The following is a 25,491-nucleotide window of genomic DNA, read 5'->3' on the forward strand; positions in this document are numbered from 1 at the left end:
GGATTAAGTGAAACATAACTCAAAACTTAAAAGTGGATTTAGTTTTGTTTAATCCACTTTTACGGGGGCTGATTTGAATTCAATATCGCAATAAAAGTTAATCCTTTTCGCGAAAAGGTTTTGTTATCTTCATTAATGTATCTTTTAGCCACTGATGACCGGTATCCGATTGCTGCGATTGGTGCCATGTCATGTAAATAGGCAAAGGTTGGCACTTAAACGGTAGTGGCAATATTTGCAACGGATGCTGCTTGGATAGCAGATTAGCATGCCACTGGCTGGTCACACATAACCAGTCAGTCTGGGCGGCCAGCATTATCGTATTGCAGATAGCGCCTGTCGTGTAGGCGATGTCACGTTGAGGTAGTTTATCGCTTACAAGTGAATCCAGAACATTCCGGCTTTGTCTTTGCGTATCCCACAGCAGATGTCGTTCAGAAAAAAACTGGGCCTGATTTACCGAACCTTTAATGCGAGGGTGATTTTCCCGGCAAGCGACGACTAAAGGTAATTCAAACAATCGTTGGTTATAGTAGCCGTGTTCTTCCAAGGGTACGGTTGCCAGAATAAGATCTACCCGACGCATACGTAAATCAGCCTGACGGCTATTTTCGTTTAAATGCTCTATATTAGCGGCTAATTTCACATGAGGAGCATGTTGATCACGGTAATTAATCAGCGGAGGGACAAGCATCAGATCCAAGTCTTTGTGGCTCGATAACCGAAACGTGCGCTGGCTGCTTTGGGGGCTGAATGATTGGCGAGATTTCGCACAATTAAGCAACAAATGCAGTGGCTCTTGAATCTCTGCATGCAACTCTATCGCAAAATTAGTAGGGGCAATGCCTCTGCCCTGACGAATAAAGAGTGGATCCTGATACTGATCACGCAGACGGTTTAATGCATGGCTGACGGCGGGGGCTGTAATATCTAAACTTTCGGCCGCCTTATTAACACTACGTGTTTTCATTACGGCGTCAAAAGTTTTCAGTAAGTTAAGATCCATTTGTTGTTCCTGCTTTTGACTCATCTATCTTTAGTATTCTTTCCGGCAAGACTCTAATTAGGATCTGTCGCGCATTTGGCTGTGACTTTCTGGCTCTGTCCCCCAATAGCACGGCTGGTGCTGAGGTGAAAATCAGGAAGAAAAAGCACTACCTTATCTGCTTTACTCGCTTGCTTAAATGGCAATAATGCGACACCTAGACCTTGAAATCAGGTGTTAAGTGTAACACTTATAACTGTGAGGGTGAGAGAGGATCTGTGACTCGTAATGGTATGCTACCACTCGAAAAAATTTGATTGTGAGACTCTATATGCCAGCATGATGCTGGCATAATTTACAAATAACGCAAACGGCAATTTAAGCCGGTTGATTGTCTACGCTATTGGGGGCAATTGAAAGACAAGCTGCACTATTGGCCAGCTCAATCGCTTTTGACTTAGCAATCTTAACGATTGTCCCTTGGTTAACATCACTCAAGCGCAGATGGTAAAACAAAGACTGCGGATCTTCTTCCTCTACTCGCTCACAAACGGCGGGCAAGCCGATTTCCATCAACTGCGTACCGTAACCTGACGATTTAATCACCCACAGATATTGTTCACCAGCGTTGCTCAATTTTTCAATGATCTCACGATCAACATTACTGAGCGTTTCCGGTTGATGCTCCATATATGGGGCAGGTACTGCAGACACAATTACTTCCATTTGCTTTAAAAGATTCATATTGGTCACCTATCCATTGGACTCAAATCTAATCTATGGCACCCAACACAACAAATCCACTAATGAAACAATTAATAATAAGATGCTTTGAAAATTACGACCAATATCGCGAATACATATCAACAATCAAAACCGGTAGCCCAGCGATACCGATGACAGGCTATGCTCAATACTCACGTCGTCATCATTGACCTTAGTGGGAACAACCAACCGCAGACCGATCTCCCATTGCTTGTAATTGGCCACAGCCCCTAAATGGGCATTGAAACCCAATCCGCTTGAGTCAAACGACAACTTTGGGTCATTACGCCTATTCAATTCACCGTCTGCATAGAGGTAGTTTACCCCTGCCCCGGCTTCTATCCGCCAACTTTTACAGCTATGGCAGAGTTCCCTGTCACCCCATTGGTAAAACAAAACCGGAGTCAGAGCAACAGAAAAACCTTTCAGCTCGCCATCTGCAAAGCCACTGTGATCATCATCGTCGTAGTCTAAATTGAAGTACCCTCCGCTAATTTCGGTATGGTAGCCCCAACGACTCGTATCCGAAAAATACACGGGATCTTGAATCAAGGTAACTAGCGGCGAAACAGCCATTGACGAACTAAACGGCACATCGGAAAACTGGCCATCACGGCTTGCCTCCATATTGCCGCTGAACTTCACGACCCCGAGCTTCAATGACGGCATGCGAAATAGTGACTCATCAGCCACAGCCCCGGCCACCGGCACCAACATAAAAAGCGCCGCCCCAAGACAAACGCATCCCTTCTTTTTCATCGCCATATCCTTCTGACTGATAGCTCAATACACCCAGTTAAGCATGCTATACCGATGAAAAAAAGCCCGGCGGTTACCGGGCTGGACATTTGCTTTCTATTAGTGATATTAGCCACACTTTCAATAGGTTAACCATCAACTGCATGGCGATTTTTCCAGCAGCATCAGAATAGATGATGGTTTAACAGTAAATGACAAACAATACTGGCGACATAGCCGAGAGCGATCACCGGTGTCCACTTCAAGTGGCCGAAAAAGGTATATTTGCCATGCGCAGCACCCATTAAGGCCACTCCTGCCGCCGAACCAATCGAGAGCAAGCTACCGCCGACCCCTGCCGTTAATGTCACCAGTAGCCAGTTACCCAAACTGAGTTCAGGCTGCATGGTCAACACCGCAAACATCACCGGAATATTATCAACAATGGCAGATAATATGCCGACCATGATATTGGCCCACACCGGATTCCACTGGGTATACATAATATCGGAAACAACGCCGAGATAGCCCAGCAAACTCAAACCGCCAACGCACATCACCACCCCGTAAAAGAACAACAGGGTGTCCCATTCTGCATGTGAAACTCGTTTAAATACATCAAACGGTACCACCGAGCCAATTCTCTTCAGTGCAGCTTCATCATTGTTGGCGATAGCAACAGCCTTTTTCTTCTCCAGCGACGAAGGCAACGTCTTGCGAAGGAAAAAACCAAAGAATTGCAAATACGCTAGTCCCATCATCATTCCCATTACTGGCGGGAAATGCACCCAGGCATGGAACCCAACCGCTGTCGCAATGGTTAATATAAACAAACAAACGATACGGCGAGCCCCTCGTTTGAGTTCCACATGCTCATTGGTTGTATTCGGGCGGGTACGAGGAACAAAGAAAGACATAATCAAGGCAGGAACAAGATAATTCACCAGCGATGGTATAAATAAGTCGAGGAACTGTGTAAATGTCACCAACCCTGCCTGCCATACCATCAAGGTGGTAATATCACCAAATGGACTAAATGCGCCACCTGCGTTGGCTGCAATAACAATATTGACGCAAGCAATATTGATAAAGCGAAGATTGCTCCCCCCTACTTTCATTACCACCGCACACATAAGCAATGCGGTGGTTAAGTTATCGGCAATGGGCGAGATAATAAATGACAGAATTCCTGTTAACCAAAACAGACTGCGGAAATTAAATCCTTTGCTAACCATCCACGCCTGCAGAGCATCAAATAAGCGCCGCTCCTCCATCGCACTGATATAGGTCATCGCCACCAGCAGGAACAATAACAGTTCTGCATACTCCAACAAATTATGTTCAAGGGCAGCTTGGGCCACCTCTATGTTTCCTTGCTGCTGGTAAACATAGCCTATCATCAACCAAATCAAACCAGCAGCCAGCAGTACAGGCTTTGACTTACGTAATTGTAAGTATTCTTCCCCCATAACCAGACAATATGCGATCCCAAAAATAACCAATGAGGCATAACCGATAGTGGACTGAGTTAAATCTTCACCCGGCACAGCAGCATTGGCAGCACTGCTAGCAAAGAGTACAAGCAACATTGCCACATACGGTAAGCCTCCTTGTAATTTATTCATTCTTCCCTCAACTCCCTGAGTAAATGTTTCTCGCCAAGCTAACTTAAGATACTTGCTCGCGCATCTTGAGATAGCTTGGATATCTTCATCCCATAAAGGTATTGAATACCCCCTTGTAAGATAACAAACAAATCAACATTGTGTTAACAAGTTGTATGCGTAAGCACAAGCCGACATGGATCTACCCGTAATTTGATGAAACACGCGAGCTATTTTTGTTAGTTCACTCTCTTTTTTGATCATCACCCCTTACATATAAATATAAATGATAATAATTTGCATTATGAATTAACTTTTGTTGGAGAAAACCAATGGAGCAGGCGTTTCATCCCGATCCAATCATTCAAATAAAAGATCTCGAAGTTACATACATCACCGACAACGGTGACTTTCAGGCTGTCAAGCGGGTCAGCTTTGATATCGGAAAAGGCGAAATTTTCGGTCTGGCTGGTGAGTCAGGCTGTGGAAAAAGTACCATCGCTTTCGCGATAAACCGCCTTCATAAGCCACCAGCGCTCATCACTCACGGGCAAATCCTTTTCCAAAAAAACAATCTTCTGGCTTTGACCGAGCAACAAATGGGGGTTGTTCGCTGGAAAGACATCGCGATGGTCTTCCAAAGTGCCATGAACTCTCTCAACCCCGTTCTGCCTGTCGAAGAGCAGTTTGCCGATGTGATGCGCCACCACCTCGGCTATACCCGCCAACAAGCCAAGGAGCGTGCAGAAAAGCTGTTGGATTTGGTCAATATCCCACGCGAAAGGCTCAGTGAATACCCGCACCAGTTCAGTGGTGGCATGCGTCAGAGACTGGTTATCGCCATCGCATTAAGCCTCAACCCCAAGCTAATCATCATGGACGAACCTACCACCGCACTTGATGTCGTGGTACAGCGTGAGATTTTGCAACAGATCTTCACCCTGCAAAAAGAGTTTGGGTTCTCGGTTCTTTTCATCACTCATGATCTGGCATTAATGAGCCAACTTTGCCATCGAATCGCCGTTATGCGCCACGGCAACATTGTCGAAGTCAATACAGCCCATGAGATCCGCAATAACCCACAACACCCTTACACCCAAAAACTGTGGGCCTCATTCCCCAATATTCACGAAGAAGCCCACCATGTCAGTATCAGCGAGGATGTGACCGCATGACAATTCAAAACCTAGGCACCCCAACCATAGAATTGCGCAATGTCATCAAGGATTTTACCGCCGGCGGCGGATTTGGCAGCCGCGATACATTCCGCGCCCTCAATAACATCAGCTTAAAACTCTACAAAGGCCGAACACTGGCATTGGTTGGCGAATCAGGATGTGGCAAAAGCACCTGTGCCCGGTTAATCACCAAGGTTCACAGCCCGTCATCAGGAGAGATCCTCTTTAAGGGCCAGAATATAGAAGAGCTCAAGGGCCGCAAAGCCATGCTCGATTACCGTGGCAAGGTACAGATGGTATTTCAAGACCCGTTCGGCTCCCTAAACCCAACCCATACCATTGCCCACCACCTAACCCGACCACTTTTGATCCACAACCGAGTCAGCAACAAAAGCGAGATCCCAGCCAAACTGGAAGAGCTCCTCAACTTGGTAGAACTACCGAGTGAGCACCTCGCCAAATACCCCCATCAACTAAGCGGTGGCCAGCGCCAGCGGATCAACCTAGCCAGAGCCATTGCCGTCGGTGCCGAAGTCATTTTGGCTGACGAGCCCACCTCAATGCTTGATGTCTCTATTCGTCTGGGGGTGCTCAACTTAATGCAAGAAATGAAAGAAAAAATGGACATCGGCTTTCTATATATTACTCATGATCTGGCAACGGCCCACTATATCGCCGAAGAAACAGCCGTTATGTACAGGGGGCGAATCGTCGAATGGGGGGATACCCGCGAAATCCTGCGTAATCCAACCCATCCGTATACTCGACTTCTCATTTCTGCAGTGCCAGATCCCGATCTTCCTTTTGCCAATCTGATCGAGAGTGAACCAAACTATTCAGTAAGTGCCGATAAAATTCGCGCATTGAGCTTACAGCCGTCTGATAAGGTAATCAAAGTCAACAGCAACCATTTTGCATTGTCGTGGAAGGAGGAAGCCGTCGCATGATCACCATCGAGTGTTGGTTAACACAAGTCCAAGAGTGCTATGCAAAGGCCGCAGCTGACAGCAACGAATCCCATGTTGACGCGTTGCGCCAGATTATCAACCATGCGCCAAGCTCTCTTTTTGGCAACATTGAATCAGAACCGCACCGAGAGGCTATCGCCTATTGGTTTGATGTGTGCCAACGTCTTAGCTGTTATTTTCGACACTCAGGTGAGTGGGATCTTTCCTATAACTACCTGCAATTTGCCTACAGTAAATTGCAGGCCATTGTGAGTGATCCCTTGCAAGACCCGGCCATAAAGCGTTGGGGGATAAAAAAACTCGATCGAATGATCGTCAACATGCTCGAATTCTGCCAGCACCAACCAGACCCGCACTGGCAGACAGAAAGCGAATCGTTAATCGAACTGCATGTACGGTTTATGCAAGGACAGCAACACAAAAACTTGGCTTACGAAACTGCCCCCGTACAGCAAAGATAACGCAACCAACATCGCTATAAAACGATGGCGGTTTACTGTATTAAGCCGCCTTTACTCATTGCTAGCACATCCCACTTTACGACCTAATCGCGAGATCCCACGCTACGAACTCTCACACTATGAGCGATCCCCTACAGCGGCATAGCGTGTATTACGCTCAAAGATTCTGTCAATTTCTTACTATCAGATTAATCCTAAATAAAAATTTTTTACTAAGCTAATAGATGCAGCCATGAGGTAATAAGGGGTTCAATTTCATGCCAATAACATCCTTAGTGAGAGTCTGTCAGCTCTTTATCATCAGTACCGTAACCCTTCTTTCTGTTGATCACACCCACGCAGAACCCTTGCCGACCCAACCAGAAATCGCAGCGGAAGCATGGCTATTAATGAGCTATGAATCAGGTCAGGTTATCGCTGGGGACAATATCCATAAACCCCATGCCCCAGCCAGTTTGGTAAAAATCATGACCACCTACGTGGTGGGCAGAGAATTAGAATCTGGCCATATCCACGATGAGGATCTGGTTGTCATTAGTGAGAACGCCTGGGGGAAAAAATTTCCTGGTTCGTCCAAAATGTTTTTAAACGTGGGTGACGAAGTCAGCGTCAAACATCTCAACCACGGGGTCATCGTCTCATCGGGCAACGATGCGACCGTTGCGCTGGCTGAACATGTTGCAGGCCACCAATCGGCCTTTGTAGAAATGATGAACCGCCACGCCGAACGCCTCGGCATGGACAATAGTTACTTCACCAACCCTCACGGGCTGGATGCCGACGAGCAAGCCACAACCGCTTATGATATTGCCTTGCTTACCCGCGCGCTCATTCAGGATCTGCCGACTATTTATCCCCTATTCAAGGAAAAAACCTTTACCTTCGGTAAAATCAAACAAGGCAACCGTAACGCTTTACTCTGGGATACCACCATCAATGTTGATGGGGTCAAAACAGGATATACCAAACAGGCCGGCTATAGCTTGGTCTCTTCTGCCGAGCAAAACGGGGAACGCCTGATCGCTGTTGTCTTGGGAACCAAGAGTGCAACCACACGAAGGACGGAAAGTAAAAAGCTGCTAACTTGGGGCTTTCGCTTCTATCAGGATATCGAACCACAGTTCAGTGGCAAGGAACTCGCCCCGCTTAAAGTATGGTACGGCTCTCCCTCCGCCATTAACCTGACCTTGGAAGACGGTGGAGTCATCACGGTCCCGCGTCGTCAGCGCAAGCAGATTGAACACAAGATTTATTACAACCATGATCTCGAAGCCCCCGTCGAAATAGGCCAGCCCGTGGGACGAGTCGAATGGTATCTCAACGATGAAATTATCGCAGAACGCGCTTTGCTGGCCAAAGAGGCATCCGTCGAAGCCCCTTGGTATAAAACCGCTATCGATTCAGTCTGGCGACCTGTAAATAAATGGTTCACCGAGCAGAACTGGGAGCCGGAAAAGACCACAACTGATTCAGCTACTCACTAGTCCCTTATTCACATGCCGATCAAATATAATCTGTCAGTTTCTATTTGAAAGCTGGCAGATTATCAAACTCCCCCGCCTTTAAAGCCTGAAAACATCATCGTCAACCTCTCAAAAGTATTGACAAAAATAAAATAAATCACGACTCTATAATGCTGCGTTAATTTTACCGCACTAGCTGTTGCAGCAGCTTTAACTGTTAAAGAAAGGTAAAATATGAAGTTTCCCAAATCTCTGCCATCTTCCCATCAGTCACTTCTTGAGCATATTGTGCAGAGCCTGTCACAAGATCACCGACTATGCGGTATTGGCTGTAGTGGTTCGTATGCCTCGGATACCATGGATCAATACAGCGATTTAGACATTGTTATCGCGATAGATCCGGTGTTCTACCAAGAAGTCATGGCACAGCGTTTTGAAATACTAAAGCAATTTGAAAACATACTGGCGGCCTTCACTGGGGAGCATGTCGGTGAACCTCGACTCATTATCTCTATCTTTGATAATAAAGAACTGGTACATGTCGATTTCAAATTTGTCTCTTTGCCTGACGCAGCAACACGTGTAGACGATACTCAGGTAATTTGGGAACGAGGCTCGCTACTTAGTGATGTATTTGCAACGGCTACCCCTCAGTACCCTCAACCCGACCCGCAATGGATCGAAGACCGTATGTGGATCTGGACTCATTACGCTGCGGCTAAAATTGCGCGTGGTGAGTATTTCGAAGCCTTGGAATTTCTGTCTTTTCTTCGCTTCAATGTCCTTTCTCCTCTGGCACTTAAACAAGCAGGGTTAACACCATCCGGCGTGAGGACTATCGAAAAGAGGCTACCGGCATTTGCCAACAAGCTACTTCACACCGTCGCAATGCCTGAACGTGATTCACTCAAATCAGCACTAATGCACTGTGTCTCAATTTATTTGGAATTACGGGACAACGAAAATATCGTCACCAATGACCGAGCCAAGGATGCATGCGTGGGGTATTTAACTGAGCAGGTATAATCAATTCTATCGCTCAGTCTCAAGCACCTCGCTTCATAGCTAATAGAAAACGACAAGGCACTCCCAAGGAGTGCCTTTATCGATTCATCCAATATTGCCTAGTCGTTATGTTCCGGTCGCATCCATACCGACTTAAAGTCAAACCATCCCATAGAGTTTGACTGCATCCCCTGTACGGCTCCGGTATCATCAACGCCAAGCCAGTTATGGAACAATGGCAGTACCTGGCCATACTCCACCAGCTTGGCCCCGAGCTGCTGGCATGGTGAGAGCTCTGATTTATCCCTACGCCAGCTAACGACCATCGCTTCCAAATCTGCAAATTCAATCTCAGGCATCGCCCGTTGAATATGATCAAAACTAAAAAACCATGACAGCAACGCATCATCCCGGTAGTTCAGAAGGCTTGTCCCCCCCAGCCAGAAATCAATCTTGTCGGCATACTTGCCTTGCGCAATATCTGTCGTGGCAAGCTCCATCATTCTCAACTTAATCCCATCTTGAGCCAGTATATCGCGTATGGCCTCGGCCACATGCGGATACACCGGATGCTGACTGGCAAAAGCAATCGTAACGGTTTTGAGTTTAGCGGGGATCGCGGCATTAAGGGACTGCAACGGAACATGTGCCCAACCAGGCAAAATACCGTAAGCATTGGTCAGGCGAAAATCCCCTATCTGCTCTTTGTTCAGGCGTTGCAATATGCTTAAAGCATTAAGGCGAGACTGGAAATAGTGAAGCCACTCACTTTGCGCCGGTAAACCAGAGATTCGGTTGAACAGTAGGTAGTTACAACCCTCGTCGAGCTTCAACCGGCTCGATACGCTGACCCCAGCAACCTGTGTAATATCTGACGCTGGCTGCAGGTAACATGACGCCACTTCAGAGAGCATCCAAATATCAACAACATCAATGAGAGCTCGAAATCCAAAATACTGATCGAAAGCTTCCAATTTGAACCGCTTGCTATCGTTTTGTATCACACGATAAGGCCCGGTACCGACCGGAAACAGCTCATTCTTATTGGCAAAATCCACATCGGCAGGTTGAACCATCGCAATAAGATTTGCCAGCAAGTCAGGGAAGCGGAAGTCATCGTACTCCAGATGAAAATCAATCGTGTTGCTATACGGCGCTTCGATAGACTCAATATGGCGGAACAAACGGTGGGTCTTAACCTGATTGAACGTTGCGATTATATCCGAGCTTGCCAGCAACCGGCCGTCATGGAAACGCACCGACGGGCGAATATAGAACCGCCAGTGACGGGGAGTGAGAGCCTCCCAATGATGGGCCAGATCACCTTCTACCTCCTCGCTTCCCTCATTGATACGGGTCAGGCCGTTAAATATCTGCCTAACAAGATGCTGCTCAGAACGTCGCAGGGGCTGCAACGGGTTAAGATTGGTAAAAGCACGATAATACGGCAGGCGGACAATCTGCTTGCCGTGAGCGGTTGTATGACCCAATTGTTCCTGGATCAGCTGCGCAAGTTTATCGGCATTATTGCCTAGCGCTTCCAATGCAGGTTCAAGCTTGCCTTCTGCAACCAGTTTTCTTGCGTGGTTTTGCTGTAACTCTAAATCTGTGCTCAAAAAAACAAGGCTGGATTGCTTACCGCGTCCAACGGCAGGCTGCCAGTCGATCCACCCCTTTTCGACCATTTTATTAATGACCATACGAACGTTACGGCGGGTACAGAACAATACCTCGGCAATGTCTTGCAAATTGGTCTCAGAATCCTGACCGGAGAAGTGAGTGTAAAGACGTTGGAACTGGGCTTTTAACCTTGGGCCGCTCATAAAAAGGGGAAACCTATTTTTTCTATCCTAGAATCTTACTTCCTATTTTAACCTATCCCTGCTTAGCGACAAACAACACAAATAAAATCAACACGATTCCATGAATACCAACACATCAGGATCGGCAATTATCAGAACTTAGGCTGCCCCTTTGTTTGACTTGCTATCGCCGTCAAGCCATCGAGATTGACACAAGAACGACACTGACCGTGAAAATAGGAAACGGCTGGATGACAGGCATAAAAAACGGGCCATATAGGCCCGTTTCTTGGATCTTTCGCGATACTAAACTGCGCGGTTTTATGCAGTTTTAGATTTGATTATTGTGTGAGAGATATCGCTCTTCTCGGTGGCACGAGCCATTTGGAACTCACGTAGCCTTGAGTAAAGGTAAGTCACAACAATGGAGAAGAACAAGTATGACAAGGAGAAGACAAACGGCGAATTAATCAGGTTAGCCTCAAGCCCCCACATCACACCGGTAATTGTCACACCGATCTTGGCCATCAACCCCATCAGCAACATCAATAGTGCCAGTTGTGGATAGCGCGTTGAGCAGCGAAACGCCAACCAGTAAGCCGTACCAACCGCAATGGCAGCTATACCAAAACCTGCCATAAAAGAGTGAAAATGTTCACCGGAAAGCACACCCGCCAAGCTTGAAAGAAGAAGAATAAGCCCTAATTTCATAATGACCTCGCAAGAAAATAAGAAATGCATCCCTTCAGCACGAATCAAATTTGCAATCTTATTTTCCCACCAAAGCGCCTCTTTATCTACCCCTGCCATTTCACAAAAATGAAACATTAACGTTTTGATTCATTCATTTACAATCTGCATCAACATAAACTATTGAAACTAGACCGATATCTATTTTTATGCTGCAAATCTCAAATTTACTATCATTTTGTAACAAATGATGCCAAATCAGAATATTCCAATCTATAAATCTAAGTTTTCAACTATAACGGCAAACGAACAACTAGATTCGGTAGTGATTTCGGTTGGTTATAGAATTAAATATCGAATTTAGCCAATAACTACAGAATCCTCCAAAATGTGAGACAGATCTAGCGCACAGCCACCTAACTGGTGTTTTATTAACCATAAAAAAAGCCGCCTTCCCTCCTACTAAACGTAGTGAGAGAAGGCGGCTTCCAGCTAACAATCAGGAAACGAGATGTCTCCTGTTGGTATTATGCTCAGGCGTCAGCTTCTGCCATCACCTTTTCAAGTTTCACCGCTGCCACTTTGAACTCAGGGATCTTGGCATTTGGATCCGTCGCCGTATTCGTCAGCTTGTTCGCAGCCGCTTCCACAAAATGGAATGGTACGAAAACAACACCCGGCTGCATTCGCTTGGTCACAAACGCTGGCGTTTCAATACTGCCGCGGCGGGTCGAAACCCGAACCATCTCACCATTGCCCACACCCAGTTTCTCAGCATCTACCACCGAGATCATGGCGCGCGGGCCAGCAAGGTTATCCAACCCTTTCGTCTTACGCGTCATGGTTCCCGTATGGAACTGTTCCAACAGACGACCAGTAGTCAGAATCATCGGATACTGCTCATCCGGTAGCTCAGCGGCATAACGGAACGGAACCGCCGCCATTTCACCTTTACCACGAATAAAGGTGTCTTGATGCATAATCCGGGTTCCCGGATGCTCCGCATCACGGCATGGCCATTGAATACCATCGCGACCCACGCGGTCCCATGTGATACCGGCATACTGCGGCGTCAGCTCGGTGATCTCTTTCGTGATCGCCTGAACACAATCGTAAGCCCAGTCACTGCCCATCGCATTGGCGATCATCTGAATGATCTGCCAATCTTCTTTGGCCTCACCCGGCGCCTTAACAGCCGGAGAAAGACGCTGTACACGACGTTCGGTATTGGTGAAGTGACCTGATTTCTCAGCAAACGAGAAGGATGGTAGTACCACATCGGCCAACTGAGCAGTCTCGGTCATGAAGATATCTTGAACCACCATGAAATCGAGGGTATCGATCGCTTCCAGCACGTGGTGCTGATCAGGATCACTCAGTACCGGGTTCTCGCCCATCACATACAAACCACGCACCTCGCCCTTGCAGGCCGCATCCATGATTTCTGTCAGGGTCAAACCTTTCTCTGCCGGCAGCTCTGGTCGATCCCATGCCTTGGCAAATTTCTGGTGGGCTTCAGGGTTGTAAACCTTCTGGTAACCCGGGAAGTCCGTCGGCAAGGCACCCATATCACAGGCACCTTGCACGTTAGACTGACCGCGAAGCGGATTAATACCCCCGCCTTCGATACCAATATTGCCGCAGAGCATCTGCAAGTTGGCAATGGATCGAACATTATCGTGGCCTGTTGTATGCTGAGTGATACCCATTGAATAGTACACAGCGGTACGCTGCGCCGTACCGATCATTTCGGCCATCTTCAACAAGTCAGCCTGCTTGACGCCAGTTACCAACTCAACATTGGCCGGAGAGTAATCCTCACGCATAACTTCGGCTTCCAGCACGTCAAAGCCATTCACACGCTCGGCAATATACGCGTCATCCTGCCAGCCGTTCTTAATGATTTGCTGCATCAAGCCATTGATCAGCATCACATCACTACCGGGACGATGGGCCACATACAGCTGGGCGTGGTCGGCAATTCCCACCCGCTTCGGATCGGCAACAACCAAGCGTGCCTTACCACTGCGAACCGCTTGTTTGATATGCGAGGCAATAATCGGGTGAGCCGCCGTTGTATCAGAACCAATAATAAAAATCAGATCCGAATGGGCAATACTCGGAATGTCGTTGGTCATTGCCCCGCTACCCAGTGACGCTTCCAGCCCCGTTACCGTGGTGGAGTGACACAGGCGAGCACAGTGATCGAGGTTGTTCGTTCCCAATTCACGGCGCACAAATTTCTGAAACGCGAAGTTATCTTCGTTGGTTGTCTTGGCAGACGAGAAACCCGCCAGCGCATTACCGCCGTGGGCAGCCTTGATGCCTGAGAACTTATCGGCAACCAGCGCAATCGCCTCATCCCAGCTTGCTGGCTCGAGCTTGCCGTTTTTGCGGATCAACGGCTGGGTCAAGCGCTGCTCGCTCTGGATAAAGTCAAAACCAAAACGCCCTTTCACACACAGCATACCTTGGTTTACCGGTGAGTCTTTGGCGCCTTGTACATAGCGGATCTTGTTTGTTGATTCGTCAACAAACATCGTCACCTTACAACCAACACCACAGTAGGTACAGATGGTATCGACAGGCTTGAGCATCTCGATACGGCCCTGCGATTTATCGCGGGCATCCACCAGCGCACCGGTCGGACATACCTGAACACATGCCCCACACTGCACACAGTTGGAATCGCCCATCAGTTTGCTATCGGCAAACCCCGGACGGCATTCCGGGCGCTTGGCACTGGTACCGTCTTCGTTTTTCAGGAAGCTCAATACACCCTGTACCGCTTTTTCGTTACAGATATCAACACACTGACCACAACTGATACAGCGGTTGGCATCAAAAACGATAAATTCAGAACTGGTATCAACCGCAAATTTCTGGCACTCCGCCATGTCTTCCGGTTGTTGCTCCGCCTGATACTCGGTCGCAAAGTCACGCAGCTTACAGTCGGTATTGGCCTGACAGCCACACTCCAGACAACGTGCCGCTTCGCGCATTGCCTCTTCGTTTACAAAACCCGTTTCCACTTCGCTAAAGTTCAACGCGCGTTGCTCGGTAGTCAGCTCAGGCATGATGGCACGCATCGCCTTCTGGATCCCTGCAAACTGGGCCGGATCAACCTGCTTAACTTTCTTGGCCTTCTGCGAGTTAAATTGCTTAACTGGAATGTGCTCCATCGTGCCATGCAGGAAACGATCAATCGCTTCGGCAGCAATACGGCCATCAGCCACTGCCTCGATCGCCGTTGCCGGGCCGCGACGGAAATCACCGATACTGAAAATATTATCAACACCCGCATGCATGGTATGCGGGTTAGATTCAGACGTCGACCAGCGAGTCAGCGGCAGCTCTACATTGTCGTTATCGAGGAATGACAAGTCCGGTTGTTGGGAAACAGCTGAAATTACCGTATCAAAATGCTCGGTAAAGTATTCGCCCGTCGCTTCTGGACGGCGACGGCCAGAGGCATCAGGCTCACCCAGCGCCATGATTTCCAACTTCACCTCGGTAACACGGCCGTTTGCATCGGCAATGTTTTCAACCGGATTAGTCAGGAAGTGGAACTTGACCCCCTCGTGCTCGGCTTCGACAATTTCATAGTCTTCGGCTGGCATTTCATCGCGGGTACGGCGGTAAATCAAGGTAGTATCGGCACCGGCGCGTACCGCTGTGCGCGCACAGTCAATAGCGGTATTACCACCACCAATCACGGCAACTTTCTTGCCTGTGGTGTAGTTCTGGGCGGTTACATAATCTTTGAGGTAATCAACACCTAGGTAGCAACCATCGAGATCACTGCCGGTATAGTTCATTTCAACGGCTTTGGATGCGCCGACGGCAAGGCAAACTGCGTCGTAATCCTTGGTAAGAGCAGACAGCAAAATATCCTGACCCAGTGTCTGCTCGGTCTTGATTTGCATCCCGTTGCGACAGATAAGCGCGATTTCTTTATCCAAAATCGCTTTTGGCAGACGGTATTCAGGAATACCATAACGTAGCCAACCACCCGCTTTAGGCATCGATTCAAAAACTGTGACGTTGTAACCTTCGTTACTCAGGTAGTAACCACAGCTCAAGCCACCAGGGCCACTGCCGATAATGGCGATATTCTTGCCCTTATCTGCTTTACGTGGCGGTACGTACTGCTCTTGGGCCTCAAGATCGATATCCGCAGCATGACGTTTAAGCTGACGAATAGCCAAAGGCTCATCAACCAAGCCACGTCGACACTCCGACTCACAAAATGCCGGGCATACACGACCGATAGAGAGCGGCATCGGCAGGGTACGCTTAATCACTTCGACGGCTTTTTGGTGATCGTTTTGGGCGATGTGGTACAGGTAGGACTGAATATCAACGCCTGCCGGACAGGCCGTTTGGCACGGAGCCTCACAGTCGGCATAGTGATCAGACATAATGCGGTTAAGCGCATTGCGTCGGTGCTCGGACAGTGACTGGCTCTGCGTCTGGATAACCATCCCCGCATCGGCGTTTGCCTCGCAGGCACGCATCATGCCCTGCCCTTCAACTTCAACCATACACAGGTCGCAAGGCACTTTCTCACCATTGCGGTTCAATCCACACAATGATGGAATTTCAATTTGGTGTGTGTTTGCGACATCCAGGATCGTCTGCTGCCCATTAACAGCAATCACCTTCCCGTCTATAGTGACATTACTCATAGTTGCCTCATTCTGTTGCTGGCATTGCACCGTGTATTGATTTAACACGTTATTTCAATATCGAATATTTATTCCTTTTAAGGTTCAAGCCTTAACAGGGGGGATGGTGCAATGCTCAGGACAATGGCGTAAAGCACTGCTTTATCAATGCCTCACTCGCCGATCATCTTTTAGTTATCGGGCAAACCTACCATACACGGCATAAAATTCCTTGATTTGAGACATTTCAACTATTTTTTTCCATTGCTAAAAAAGAATTGAAGCATAAACAAGATGCATTAGAGGCGTGACTTTGCTGCACTGATGGATTTATAATTTGCTGATAATTCTAAAAGTTATAGATATGAGTAAAGAATGGCAACAATCTTAGATTCAGTGGACCAGCGTACCCAGCTTGTGGGTGAGAACCGCTTAGAGCTGTTGATTTTCCAGCTCCATACTTCGCAGCTTTTCGCCATTAACGTTTTTAAGGTCAAAGAAGTCGTTAAACTGCCTAAGCTGAATCTATTGCCGGGCTCCCACCCCAATATTTGTGGTGTTGCCAATATTCGTGGTAGCTCCATCCCTGTGATTGACCTGAGACAAGCCATTGGGATGCGTCATTTTGATGATGACAAAGACAGCAACATCATTATCACTGAATACAACCGTTCTGTGCAGGCTTTCATGGTCGGGCAGGTGATGAACATCGTGAACCTGACCTGGGCTGATATTCAGCCGCCACCAAAACATGTAGGCCGCAATAACTATTTGACGGCGATTACCAAGCTCAACCGTGACGGTGTGGATCGCTTGGTCAGCATTATTGACGTTGAAAAAGTACTCGCGGAAATTATCGACTACGATATTCAAATTTCTGAAGATGTGCTCGATACGACGATCGTCAACCATTTTCATGGCCGCAAGGTGTTGATTGTCGATGACTCCTCAACAGCCCGTGCCCAAATCAGGGATACGCTTGGCCAGTTGGGGTTAGACGTTATCGAAGCCAGTGATGGCTTGAAAGCCCTAAACCTACTCAAAGAGTGGTGTAATGAAGGCAAAAACGTCAATGATGAAATCCTGATGATGTTCACCGATGCTGAAATGCCCGAAATGGATGGTTATAAGCTAACCCATGAAATTCGCAATGATCCACGAATGAGCGATTTGCACATTGCGCTCAATACCTCATTGAGTGGTAGCTTTAACGAAGCCATGGTGAAAAAAGTCGGCTGTAACCGCTTTATTTCCAAATTCCAACCAGACCTGCTGGTTCAAGTGGTTCAAGACCGCTTGCGTGAAGTGCTTGAGGGAACATCAACGACAGCGTAATTCATTTACCTGCCATCTCCCTCTTTAACCGGGTACATGATGACTGTCGTGTTCCCGGTTATTAGCAATACACCAAGCTGAAGTGCAAGACAGAGAGCTTCAGCAGCAGATGTATAAACTCCCCGTTATCAAAACTGATCCCACTTGCCTGCACAATCGCTAAAAGTCGCTCAACCATGATTCGCCTCCTGCGCGCGAGGCTGTGGAATATGCTGCTCGATATCTAGTTCACTGTCTCCCCATGCATAGATCACCTGTCCATCCACCGTGGTGATACGTTGTTCCGTAATATCATCGCCCTTCAATGAAATTTGCATGGTCATCATCACGGCTAATATTAGTGACATACCCCAGGTAAAGGCCCCCTCAGGGGCCAGCTTGCTTGCCTGTTCCATATTTTCAAACCCTTCTCTTCAAGTTTGCGCTGCCATGCCTATGCGCAGCGCTAACCATAAATTTGACAACAGTGCTACCTACAATGGATTAATGATTAATTGCTTTGCTGCGCAGTCTGAACATGGCCAGACAAGCTACGAAGTGTTACGCGGCGGTCAAAGAAATCACTTTCAAAATTCTGCTCACCAGCCAGCGGCTGCTTATCACCAAAGGCACCGGTAGTTAGTTGATCAGCCGGTACACCCTGCTGTTCCAAGTAGTTGCGCACAGCGGCAACTCGACGCTCTGAAAGAGTAAGGTTTTTATCAACACTACCGCGACGGTCGGCAAATCCAGCCAGCTCCCAGCGAATCGCCGGTGAATGCTTCATAATTTCCGCAACCTCATCAAGCTGTGACTGGAACATAGGTTCAATAGCTTCAGAGCCCGTACGGAAATGCACATTCATTTCCAGTGCAAGTTCAATATCGCGTTGCTCATTGAGCAATTCGTAGCGCTCTTGTTCCAAGCGGGCAATTTCAAGTTGAGCCTGATTATATTTCTGGCTAATACGTTCTAGTTCCTGGTTGCGTGCGGTCACTTCTACCAATTCTTCGTCTTGGGCCTTAATGTAGTCGTCCTGACCGATTGCCGTACCGACAATCCCGCCGACCATCGCGCCGACCACCGCACCTAGCGGACCGCCGACAGCGGCACCCACGGCTGCACCAGAACCAATACCCACTAGTTGCTCTTGCTGGCCAACCTTATAGCTATCATCGTTTGACGCTGCGTTTGCCAAAGGAGAGATAAGTAGGCTTGTTGCGATAAGTGTAGAAATTAGCTGCTTTTTCATTTTGTGTTCCTCATCGATATTGTTTGTTGTATTGGCTGTCTGCCGTTTCGATGAGGTAATTAAACCAAGTCTTTCTGGCAATGCTGAGGACAAAAAAAGGCAATGTAGTGATCAATTGTGGCAAAAAAATGGCAATTACCCTATTTGCCCCACTCCCCCTTTCCAGCTACCTAAATTGCTGTATAGTCGCGATATATAGCCATATAACGACACTATCATTATGAAAAAAATTGCCATTGTTGAAGACGAAACCGCGATCCGCGAAAACTACATCGATGTCCTAACCAAACAAGGCTACCACGTGGTCGGCTACGATAATCGCCCTGACGCCCAGGCAGCCTTCCAACAGCAGATCCCCGATTTGGCGATCATAGATATTGGTCTGAAAGACGAAATCGACGGTGGTTTCACCCTTTGCCAATCTTTGCGCGCTCTATCGGCCACCGTGCCAATCATCTTCCTAACCGCCCGTGATAGTGATTTTGATACCGTGTGTGGTTTGCGTATGGGTGCCGACGACTACCTGACCAAAGATATCAGCCTACCGCACCTCGTTGCCCGAATTGCGGCACTATTTCGCCGTAGTGACCTGATGTCGACCCCGACCGAAAAAGATACCTTGCTCGAACGCGGCCCTTTAACTATCGACCGGAACAAAATGCAGGTTTTCTGGAACCAGAACCTCATCGATCTCACTGTGACTGAATTTTGGATGGTCTACGCCCTCGCCAAGCGACCAGGGCATGTAAAAAGCCGCCACGACTTAATGGACGAAGCGCAAGTTGTGGTTGATGACAGTACGATTACCTCCCATATCAAACGTATCCGGAAAAAATTCATTCAATTCGACGCCGAATTTGATTGCATCAACACCGTTTATGGCATGGGCTACCGCTGGGGGGCATAACTTGGCATCTATCACTCGTCACAAACTACGCTTTGGCATCAGGAGCAAAATGATCCTGATTGCCTGCCTGCTGTTTACCCTGCCGTGGTTTGGCTACAACTATGTGCTGGAAATGGAAAAACTGCTGCGTCAGGGGCAGGAGCAGACCCTGATCGGTACAACGCGGGCGGTTGCAACGGCACTCAACGAGCGTCCGAACCTCTTTAGCGCCCAAGCGAGTTTCCTTCGCTCGGTCGAAAAAGGGCGAGATCTTTATGCCTACGAGCTCTCTACTCCTATCACACTCGATGGCGAGCTCAATGATTGGGCCGACTATGATGGCCAATTGCTCGACTATGGCAGCGATTACATTCAATTCAGTCGCCTGCCCTACAACAGCAATACCCTGACATTTCGCCATGTCGTCGGTAAATACGACGGCTACCTATACGCGGCTTTTGATGTGACCGACCCCCGACTGGTATATCGCCGCAAGGACTCAAGCCGAGTTGATCGCAATGATCACCTGATCATAGGTATGACCTCACCGAAAGGTGAGTTTCATCGTTATGCCATTGCCCCCTACGAAAGCGGCTGGATTAACGCATGGCAAATTGTAGACGATGGCGATACAACCATCCCTCTCTCTCAGGATCACCTCGTTCTTGAAAGCAAAATCCACGGTTTCTGGCGCGCCACAGATAAAGGGTACAATGTTGAGCTACGTATACCGCTGGATATGCTGGGTAACAAATTGGGCTTTGCCTTTTATGACGTCAATAGCCGTACCAACCGGGATATCGACACCATCATAGGGACATCCAATACTAGCCGCGCCAACAAGCTAGGGACGATTCTCGTCCCCTCGCCTGAAATCGAACAGATCCTCAAAGGGATAGGCCACACCAGTTCACGGATCTGGGTTATCGACCGCCACCAGCGGGTGCTGGCACAAACCGGCAATATTCAGCAATCCAATGGTGTTTGGTCATCATCGGTGAAATATGGCGATAACAATGATTCGTGGTGGGCAAAACTCGAAGAAAGCGTACTACACCCTCTGTACTACCGTTATTTGCTCAGCGAGCCCCAACCCTTCCATGACGATCTCAAAGATGCGGCCAAAGTGGATGGTGTCCATATTATTCAGGCGCTCAAAGGACGAGGCTACTCATATTGGCGTCAATCCGATGATGGCAAGGCAGTGATCTTGGCGGCAGCCTACCCAATCTGGCTAGACAATAAAGTGATGGGAGCGGTTGTTGCCGAAGAATCCACCGTCGGTATTCAAACCCTCAAAAACCGGGCAATGGAAAAGCTGCTCAATGCCATGCTGGCGATTATTATCGTCGGTACGCTGACCCTGTTTCTGTTTGCGTCGAAAATATCAGGGCGGATCCGCCGTCTGCGTGACGAGGCCGAGCAGGCTATCGACAGTCAGGGGCGCATTTGCCAAGCCATTACACCGCTCAAGCAGCACGATGAAATCGGAGACTTGAGCCGGAGCATGGCGGATATGGTCAACCGACTCGGTCAGTACAACCATTATCTCGAGAATCTGTCCTCGCGCCTCTCCCACGAATTGCGCACCCCCGTTGCAGTGGTACGCTCGTCGCTTGAAAACTTGTCCATGCACAACCTAGATGCAGAGTCTGAACGCTATATCGACCGCGCCCAAGAAGGCGTCCAGCGTCTGAGCACGATTCTTTCCAGCATGACCGAAGCAACGCGGATAGAACAAAGCCTGCAAAGTGCCGACAAAGAAACCTTCCCTTTCAACGAATTGGTCGAAGGCTGTATGCACGGTTACCAGCTTGCCTATCCGGAGCAAGCCTTTACCGTGAAAACAACCAAAACGATGATCCACGGAGCGCCAGATCACCTTGCCCAACTGCTCGACAAACTGATAGCCAACTCAGTAGATTTCAGCGAAAGCGGCACGCCCGTCGAAGTGACATTAAGCAAGCTCCAACGAACAGCCTTCCTAACCATTCGTAATACCGGGCCATTGCTGCCCGACGAAATGGCTGGGCAGCTGCTCAATTCAATGGTCTCAGTCAGGGAGCAAGAGAACAAAGGCAAGCCACACCTTGGCCTTGGTCTTTATATCGCGCGCTTAATTACAGAGTTCCATGAGGGGAGAATCACGATCACCAACCGTCAGGACAAACGAGGCGTAGAGGTGATTATCGCGCTGCCTTGCCAAGGTGAAGAATAGAGCATAAACCCCAGTAAAATTTTGGCAGGACAAGACGACAATGCCAGACATACTGGCAAAAAGGGGATAAAAAACAATAAAGTTACAGTAACGGAGTGAAGCACTATCGCAGTGCTTTGCTCCATTTACTCACGCCATAACCGCCGCTGAAAAAAGTCCAACGGCCGCAAATATAGCCACAATAATTAATACAACTTCGAAAACCCCATCTCGCATAGACGCTACTCTTCTCAACAACAACACAATACGGCAATTGCAGACCAACGTCGTAACTACCTCTCATCCAATATACGCCCGGAGGCTAAATCCAAGCTGAACAATTTCCATGAGGGAAAACACTGTAAAACCTGATAATTATCACAGAATAGAGCGTTCTAATGCTAAGCAGCGTACGAAATTTCCAGACTAGATCCATACAAATGCATAAAGATATTGTATCGCGCCTAAAATTTCCGGATAAACACAAGCTCTAATACAATAGTCAGACTAAAAACACTCATTAATTACGTTGGAAAATGATTCAATAACCAAAAGGATATGAGCGAAATGAAAAAGTGGCAGCTAACCACGGCAGCCTGTTGCCTCGTTGTATCATGCCAACTCCACAGCGAGCCTTTTCCGCTCAACCAATATAATGCTCTTCAGATACTCGCCAATTTCCATGTCAGTACCGCCGAACTCCCTGTTTCGCTACCTGAAAACCCTGTTACTCTAAATGGCGAAGATCTCAACGATAATCAAATACGCGATGATTTCGAGCGGGCCTTGCTGGAACAATACTCTCAGCCAGAATATGTTGCCCTTGCCTTACTTGCTGCTCAGCAATGGAAAACATTACTGCGCGGAAACCGCATCGATAACGATAAGCCCTTTTCGCCATATTTTGCGATTACTTTGCTTCAACAACTTGAAGCTATTGATACCTGCTATACCAACCTGACTAAAACCCACCCTAACCTGATATCGCCACAGCAATTTTATTTCAACAGCGCTGTACGTAAACAACAACAAACCAAACAACTTGCCGAACTAAAATCAACCGCAGCCAAATTACCGAGCCTTTATCAATACGGGCAATCACAGCGTAAAGCCAGACCATGCTATGTTTTCGGTGAATTGTTAGACGTTGTCTTACCTACTGAGTATGAAGAACTAGACACAGCTCGCTCTTCTCCGAAGGTCATTTAGAGTCGATTAAAATAGGCATTTTTTCAAACGATGAGCCCACAAGTCATATACAGCACACCGCACAATACTCTGCCTTCTTTGCCTCCGAATTAATATGCCTCGGAAGCAATTTGGCCAACGGTGGTAGTATTCAACTATCCATCAATCTGTTCGCTGACTTTTTTGTACTTCCCTCATGTCCGTTTACTCTCTCGTAAACGGACATGAAGGATTAAATGCCAAGCAAGGAGTTATATTTGGCTCTTATGATGAATAACTATTATCTAAATACAACTGCAGCTTTTTGAAATATGAACGACTTATTTCTAAACTCTCTACAGTACTCATCGCGAGTATGACAACAGACGTTTCTTTTAATCTTTAGTGAATGCACCTTCAACTGACCAGCCAGCGGTATAGATGATACTTCTAGACGGCCTCTTCTGTTGTTGAGTATGCTTGTCGATAATCACCTCATCCGCTTTCACTTTACGATACACGTAAGTTGATTGAGTACCTAGACCAATCGAAACTAATCCACGACGTGACTCAATCATCGAGTGAATAGCATCCTTTTTATCCTTTGCTTCCCTTTCCTTTACCATTTGCTGCACATGTTCCTGCGCTTTCCTTTCTATCTCTAATCTGTTCCTAATCTGTCGCTCACGCCGTTCTTTCTTCCTCTGATACGCGTCGGTAGGTTCACATCGACATAACGAATACCCATGCTTGCACTCATTGATTGCCCACGTTCCGCCCTGTGGGTAAGCAGCTTTCATCTTACGGAGAGCAAGCTTCAAATTATGACGAGTAAACGGCGCTCGTCGGTTACGTAGCTTCAAGTAAATGCTTTGATGCCCTTCTGTATCCCTGATACAAAAGTCAACCCTGATCTGATTGAGCACTTTAGGGTTTTCAATGTACATCTTACGACCACAACTGCGAGTTACAATACGGATAATCTTCATATCGCGGATAACTTGCGGGATAGCTTCGTAGCATGGGAACCACTGCTTAAACTTGCTAATACTATTATTCTTTGTCGCAAGGCATCGAGCCAATGCATAATATGCCAATGGAATAAACGTTTCATCAGTATGAATTGTTTTATCAATCCCTTTAGCCTTAAATAGGTTATTATGGAACTCAGACTGAATGGCATAAATCTTATCTGCTTCTGCCCAGTCAGATCTCACTAGATCATATCGTTTAATCATGTTTGCCATGATTGCATTAAGTTGCTTAATACGCCGCGCTTCAATAACAATCAAGTCGCGAACATGGACAAGATTAGAACGCTCTCGCTCAGTCGGATTCATCTTCAACAATGCGCAGACTACGGATTCAATCAATTGGTTGATCATTTGGGGGGATTCCATTTATTCAGGATTTCCAATAGTGTTCCTCTTTCACTTTTCTTTTGAATTCAGAAATTTTTATAGTGAAGTCAAACTTCATCTATCCACATTGGCTCACCTTTAATTTTAACGCTCATTGGGGCATCAATTTTAGCTTATCGTAACCGAATTTATTATCGATCACATAATAAACTGTACACCATTCATTATGCTTATGATGTTCTTTAAATCCACCACATCCAGTAAAATATCATTATCGCTGCGGTAGCACTGATTAACGATTAAAATAACGCTATCTGTTACCGCTTCGATGGCCGCTTGTTCTGCATTGTTTCCCCAGCCAAGCTCTTCAGCTGGGTGGTTAATATTCAATGGCTCTCCATTACAAAACCGCCATTTAGAATTTGGGTGGCTAATGTCTACTGAGTTAGTGGCTATTCATACCTAACGGGTGATTATTTATTGGTGCGGGGAAGACTTTCGATTTTCCCCACATTTCATAAGTAAACTCTCAAGGTTTTTGGGATTCTTGCAGTACCTACCTTTGATAACCTTGATGCAAATTATAGCTCAACCGTTATGACCTATTTAGAGAGGTTCTTAGCCTCTTTAACATTATCATCCGCGGCTTCAGACGGTGGCGACTGCCAGATCTCTTCCGTTAAGCTATTGGTCTGCGCCATCAATTCCTCTTCCTTCTGGGCTATAGCTCGATACTGGGACTCGCACACGGCATGGGTAATGTCATCATCACCAAACTGGCTGGTACACCGGGTCATATATTCATCAAACGGCATTAATACAGACTCGGAAAATACCGGGGCTATCGCAGAACAGACAAACAAGCTAACCCCCAATGTACTGTTCACTATGATTTTATGCTGCATACTTACTCCCCTCTCTTTATACCCAGTAAAGTCACCACACCACTTTTTTGCCACTGCGAAAATGAGAAAAGGAGCCAATCGGC

General features: G+C 47.3%; 21 protein-coding genes. 9 read left to right on the plus strand and 12 right to left on the minus strand.

From position 1 onward, the window contains the following. Positions 1-97: 97 nt before the first annotated feature. The 4 genes from ACSF8X_RS19840 to nhaD form a co-directional block, all read right to left on the minus strand. Entirely contained in the window at positions 98-1,006 is a 909-nt protein-coding gene (locus ACSF8X_RS19840; RefSeq protein WP_500852131.1) for a LysR family transcriptional regulator, read from the minus strand. Between the two features lie 357 nt (positions 1,007-1,363). Next, on the minus strand, positions 1,364-1,729 hold the full coding sequence (locus tag ACSF8X_RS19845) for a hypothetical protein (RefSeq protein ID WP_500852109.1): 366 nt from the start codon (positions 1,727-1,729) through the stop codon (positions 1,364-1,366). Positions 1,730-1,855: 126 nt separating this feature from the next. Further along, positions 1,856-2,509, minus strand: a complete 654-nt coding sequence (locus ACSF8X_RS19850) for a hypothetical protein (protein WP_500852110.1) — start codon at positions 2,507-2,509, stop codon at positions 1,856-1,858. Positions 2,510-2,673: 164 nt separating this feature from the next. Next, entirely contained in the window at positions 2,674-4,077 is a 1,404-nt protein-coding gene (gene nhaD, locus ACSF8X_RS19855) for a sodium:proton antiporter NhaD (RefSeq protein ID WP_500852132.1), read from the minus strand. A 347-nt stretch (positions 4,078-4,424) separates the two neighbouring features. Between nhaD and ACSF8X_RS19860 the strand changes: the two genes are divergently transcribed. The 5 genes from ACSF8X_RS19860 to ACSF8X_RS19880 all read left to right on the plus strand — a co-directional run bounded on the left by ACSF8X_RS19860 (position 4,425) and on the right by ACSF8X_RS19880 (position 9,188). Then, complete coding sequence (locus ACSF8X_RS19860) at positions 4,425-5,267, plus strand: ABC transporter ATP-binding protein (RefSeq protein WP_047880678.1); 843 nt, start codon at positions 4,425-4,427, stop codon at positions 5,265-5,267. Further along, on the plus strand, positions 5,264-6,217 hold the full coding sequence (locus ACSF8X_RS19865) for an ABC transporter ATP-binding protein (protein WP_500851201.1): 954 nt from the start codon (positions 5,264-5,266) through the stop codon (positions 6,215-6,217). The genes ACSF8X_RS19860 and ACSF8X_RS19865 overlap by 4 nt, the downstream gene beginning before the upstream one ends. After that, positions 6,214-6,699, plus strand: a complete 486-nt coding sequence (locus tag ACSF8X_RS19870) for a DUF2753 family protein (protein WP_500851202.1) — start codon at positions 6,214-6,216, stop codon at positions 6,697-6,699. Before ACSF8X_RS19865 ends, ACSF8X_RS19870 begins: the two co-directional genes overlap by 4 nt. Before the next feature lie 257 nt (positions 6,700-6,956). Then, the gene (locus ACSF8X_RS19875; protein WP_053062585.1) at positions 6,957-8,183 is read left to right on the plus strand and encodes a D-alanyl-D-alanine carboxypeptidase family protein; all 1,227 of its coding nucleotides are present in this window, start codon (positions 6,957-6,959) and stop codon (positions 8,181-8,183) included. Between the two features lie 213 nt (positions 8,184-8,396). Continuing rightward, entirely contained in the window at positions 8,397-9,188 is a 792-nt protein-coding gene (locus tag ACSF8X_RS19880) for a nucleotidyltransferase domain-containing protein (RefSeq protein ID WP_500851203.1), read from the plus strand. Positions 9,189-9,286: 98 nt separating this feature from the next. Here the strand turns inward: ACSF8X_RS19880 and sgrR are convergent, their stop codons facing one another. The 3 genes from sgrR to fdhF form a co-directional block, all read right to left on the minus strand. After that, on the minus strand, positions 9,287-10,990 hold the full coding sequence (gene sgrR, locus ACSF8X_RS19885) for an HTH-type transcriptional regulator SgrR (RefSeq protein ID WP_047880682.1): 1,704 nt from the start codon (positions 10,988-10,990) through the stop codon (positions 9,287-9,289). Between the two features lie 300 nt (positions 10,991-11,290). Continuing rightward, positions 11,291-11,680: a hypothetical protein gene (locus tag ACSF8X_RS19890; protein WP_047880713.1), complete on the minus strand. Its 390-nt coding sequence runs from the start codon at positions 11,678-11,680 to the stop codon at positions 11,291-11,293. A gap of 512 nt (positions 11,681-12,192) precedes the next feature. Next, positions 12,193-16,347 (minus strand): formate dehydrogenase subunit alpha, encoded by a 4,155-nt coding sequence (gene fdhF / locus ACSF8X_RS19895; RefSeq protein ID WP_500851204.1) that lies wholly within the window; start codon positions 16,345-16,347, stop codon positions 12,193-12,195. 354 nt (positions 16,348-16,701) lie between these two features. Here fdhF and ACSF8X_RS19900 point away from each other — a divergent pair, with 354 nt between their 5' ends. Then, positions 16,702-17,661: a chemotaxis protein CheV gene (locus ACSF8X_RS19900; RefSeq protein WP_047880684.1), complete on the plus strand. Its 960-nt coding sequence runs from the start codon at positions 16,702-16,704 to the stop codon at positions 17,659-17,661. Between the two features lie 170 nt (positions 17,662-17,831). On the opposite strand, the gene ACSF8X_RS19905 is transcribed toward ACSF8X_RS19900, so the two are convergent. Then, a complete protein-coding gene (locus ACSF8X_RS19905; RefSeq protein WP_047880685.1) occupies positions 17,832-18,056 on the minus strand; it encodes a hypothetical protein in 225 nt (74 codons plus the stop codon). Between the two features lie 95 nt (positions 18,057-18,151). Next, positions 18,152-18,892: a sortase-associated OmpA-like protein PdsO gene (gene pdsO, locus ACSF8X_RS19910; RefSeq protein ID WP_047880686.1), complete on the minus strand. Its 741-nt coding sequence runs from the start codon at positions 18,890-18,892 to the stop codon at positions 18,152-18,154. 220 nt (positions 18,893-19,112) lie between these two features. Here pdsO and pdsR point away from each other — a divergent pair, with 220 nt between their 5' ends. The 3 genes from pdsR to ACSF8X_RS19925 all read left to right on the plus strand — a co-directional run bounded on the left by pdsR (position 19,113) and on the right by ACSF8X_RS19925 (position 23,184). After that, a complete protein-coding gene (gene pdsR, locus ACSF8X_RS19915; protein ID WP_500851205.1) occupies positions 19,113-19,799 on the plus strand; it encodes a proteobacterial dedicated sortase system response regulator in 687 nt (228 codons plus the stop codon). Positions 19,800-19,848: 49 nt separating this feature from the next. Continuing rightward, on the plus strand, positions 19,849-21,996 hold the full coding sequence (gene pdsS / locus ACSF8X_RS19920; protein WP_500851206.1) for a proteobacterial dedicated sortase system histidine kinase: 2,148 nt from the start codon (positions 19,849-19,851) through the stop codon (positions 21,994-21,996). Between the two features lie 546 nt (positions 21,997-22,542). Further along, the gene (locus ACSF8X_RS19925) at positions 22,543-23,184 is read left to right on the plus strand and encodes a hypothetical protein (RefSeq protein WP_500851207.1); all 642 of its coding nucleotides are present in this window, start codon (positions 22,543-22,545) and stop codon (positions 23,182-23,184) included. Positions 23,185-23,537: 353 nt separating this feature from the next. On the opposite strand, the gene ACSF8X_RS19930 is transcribed toward ACSF8X_RS19925, so the two are convergent. The 3 genes from ACSF8X_RS19930 to ACSF8X_RS19940 form a co-directional block, all read right to left on the minus strand. Then, positions 23,538-24,527 (minus strand): hypothetical protein, encoded by a 990-nt coding sequence (locus ACSF8X_RS19930; protein WP_500851208.1) that lies wholly within the window; start codon positions 24,525-24,527, stop codon positions 23,538-23,540. Between the two features lie 174 nt (positions 24,528-24,701). Further along, the gene (locus tag ACSF8X_RS19935; RefSeq protein WP_500851209.1) at positions 24,702-24,893 is read right to left on the minus strand and encodes a hypothetical protein; all 192 of its coding nucleotides are present in this window, start codon (positions 24,891-24,893) and stop codon (positions 24,702-24,704) included. Between the two features lie 212 nt (positions 24,894-25,105). Continuing rightward, on the minus strand, positions 25,106-25,408 hold the full coding sequence (locus ACSF8X_RS19940; RefSeq protein ID WP_500851210.1) for a hypothetical protein: 303 nt from the start codon (positions 25,406-25,408) through the stop codon (positions 25,106-25,108). Positions 25,409-25,491 lie beyond the last annotated feature (83 nt).

The sequence above is a fragment of the Photobacterium panuliri genome (assembly GCF_059920555.1).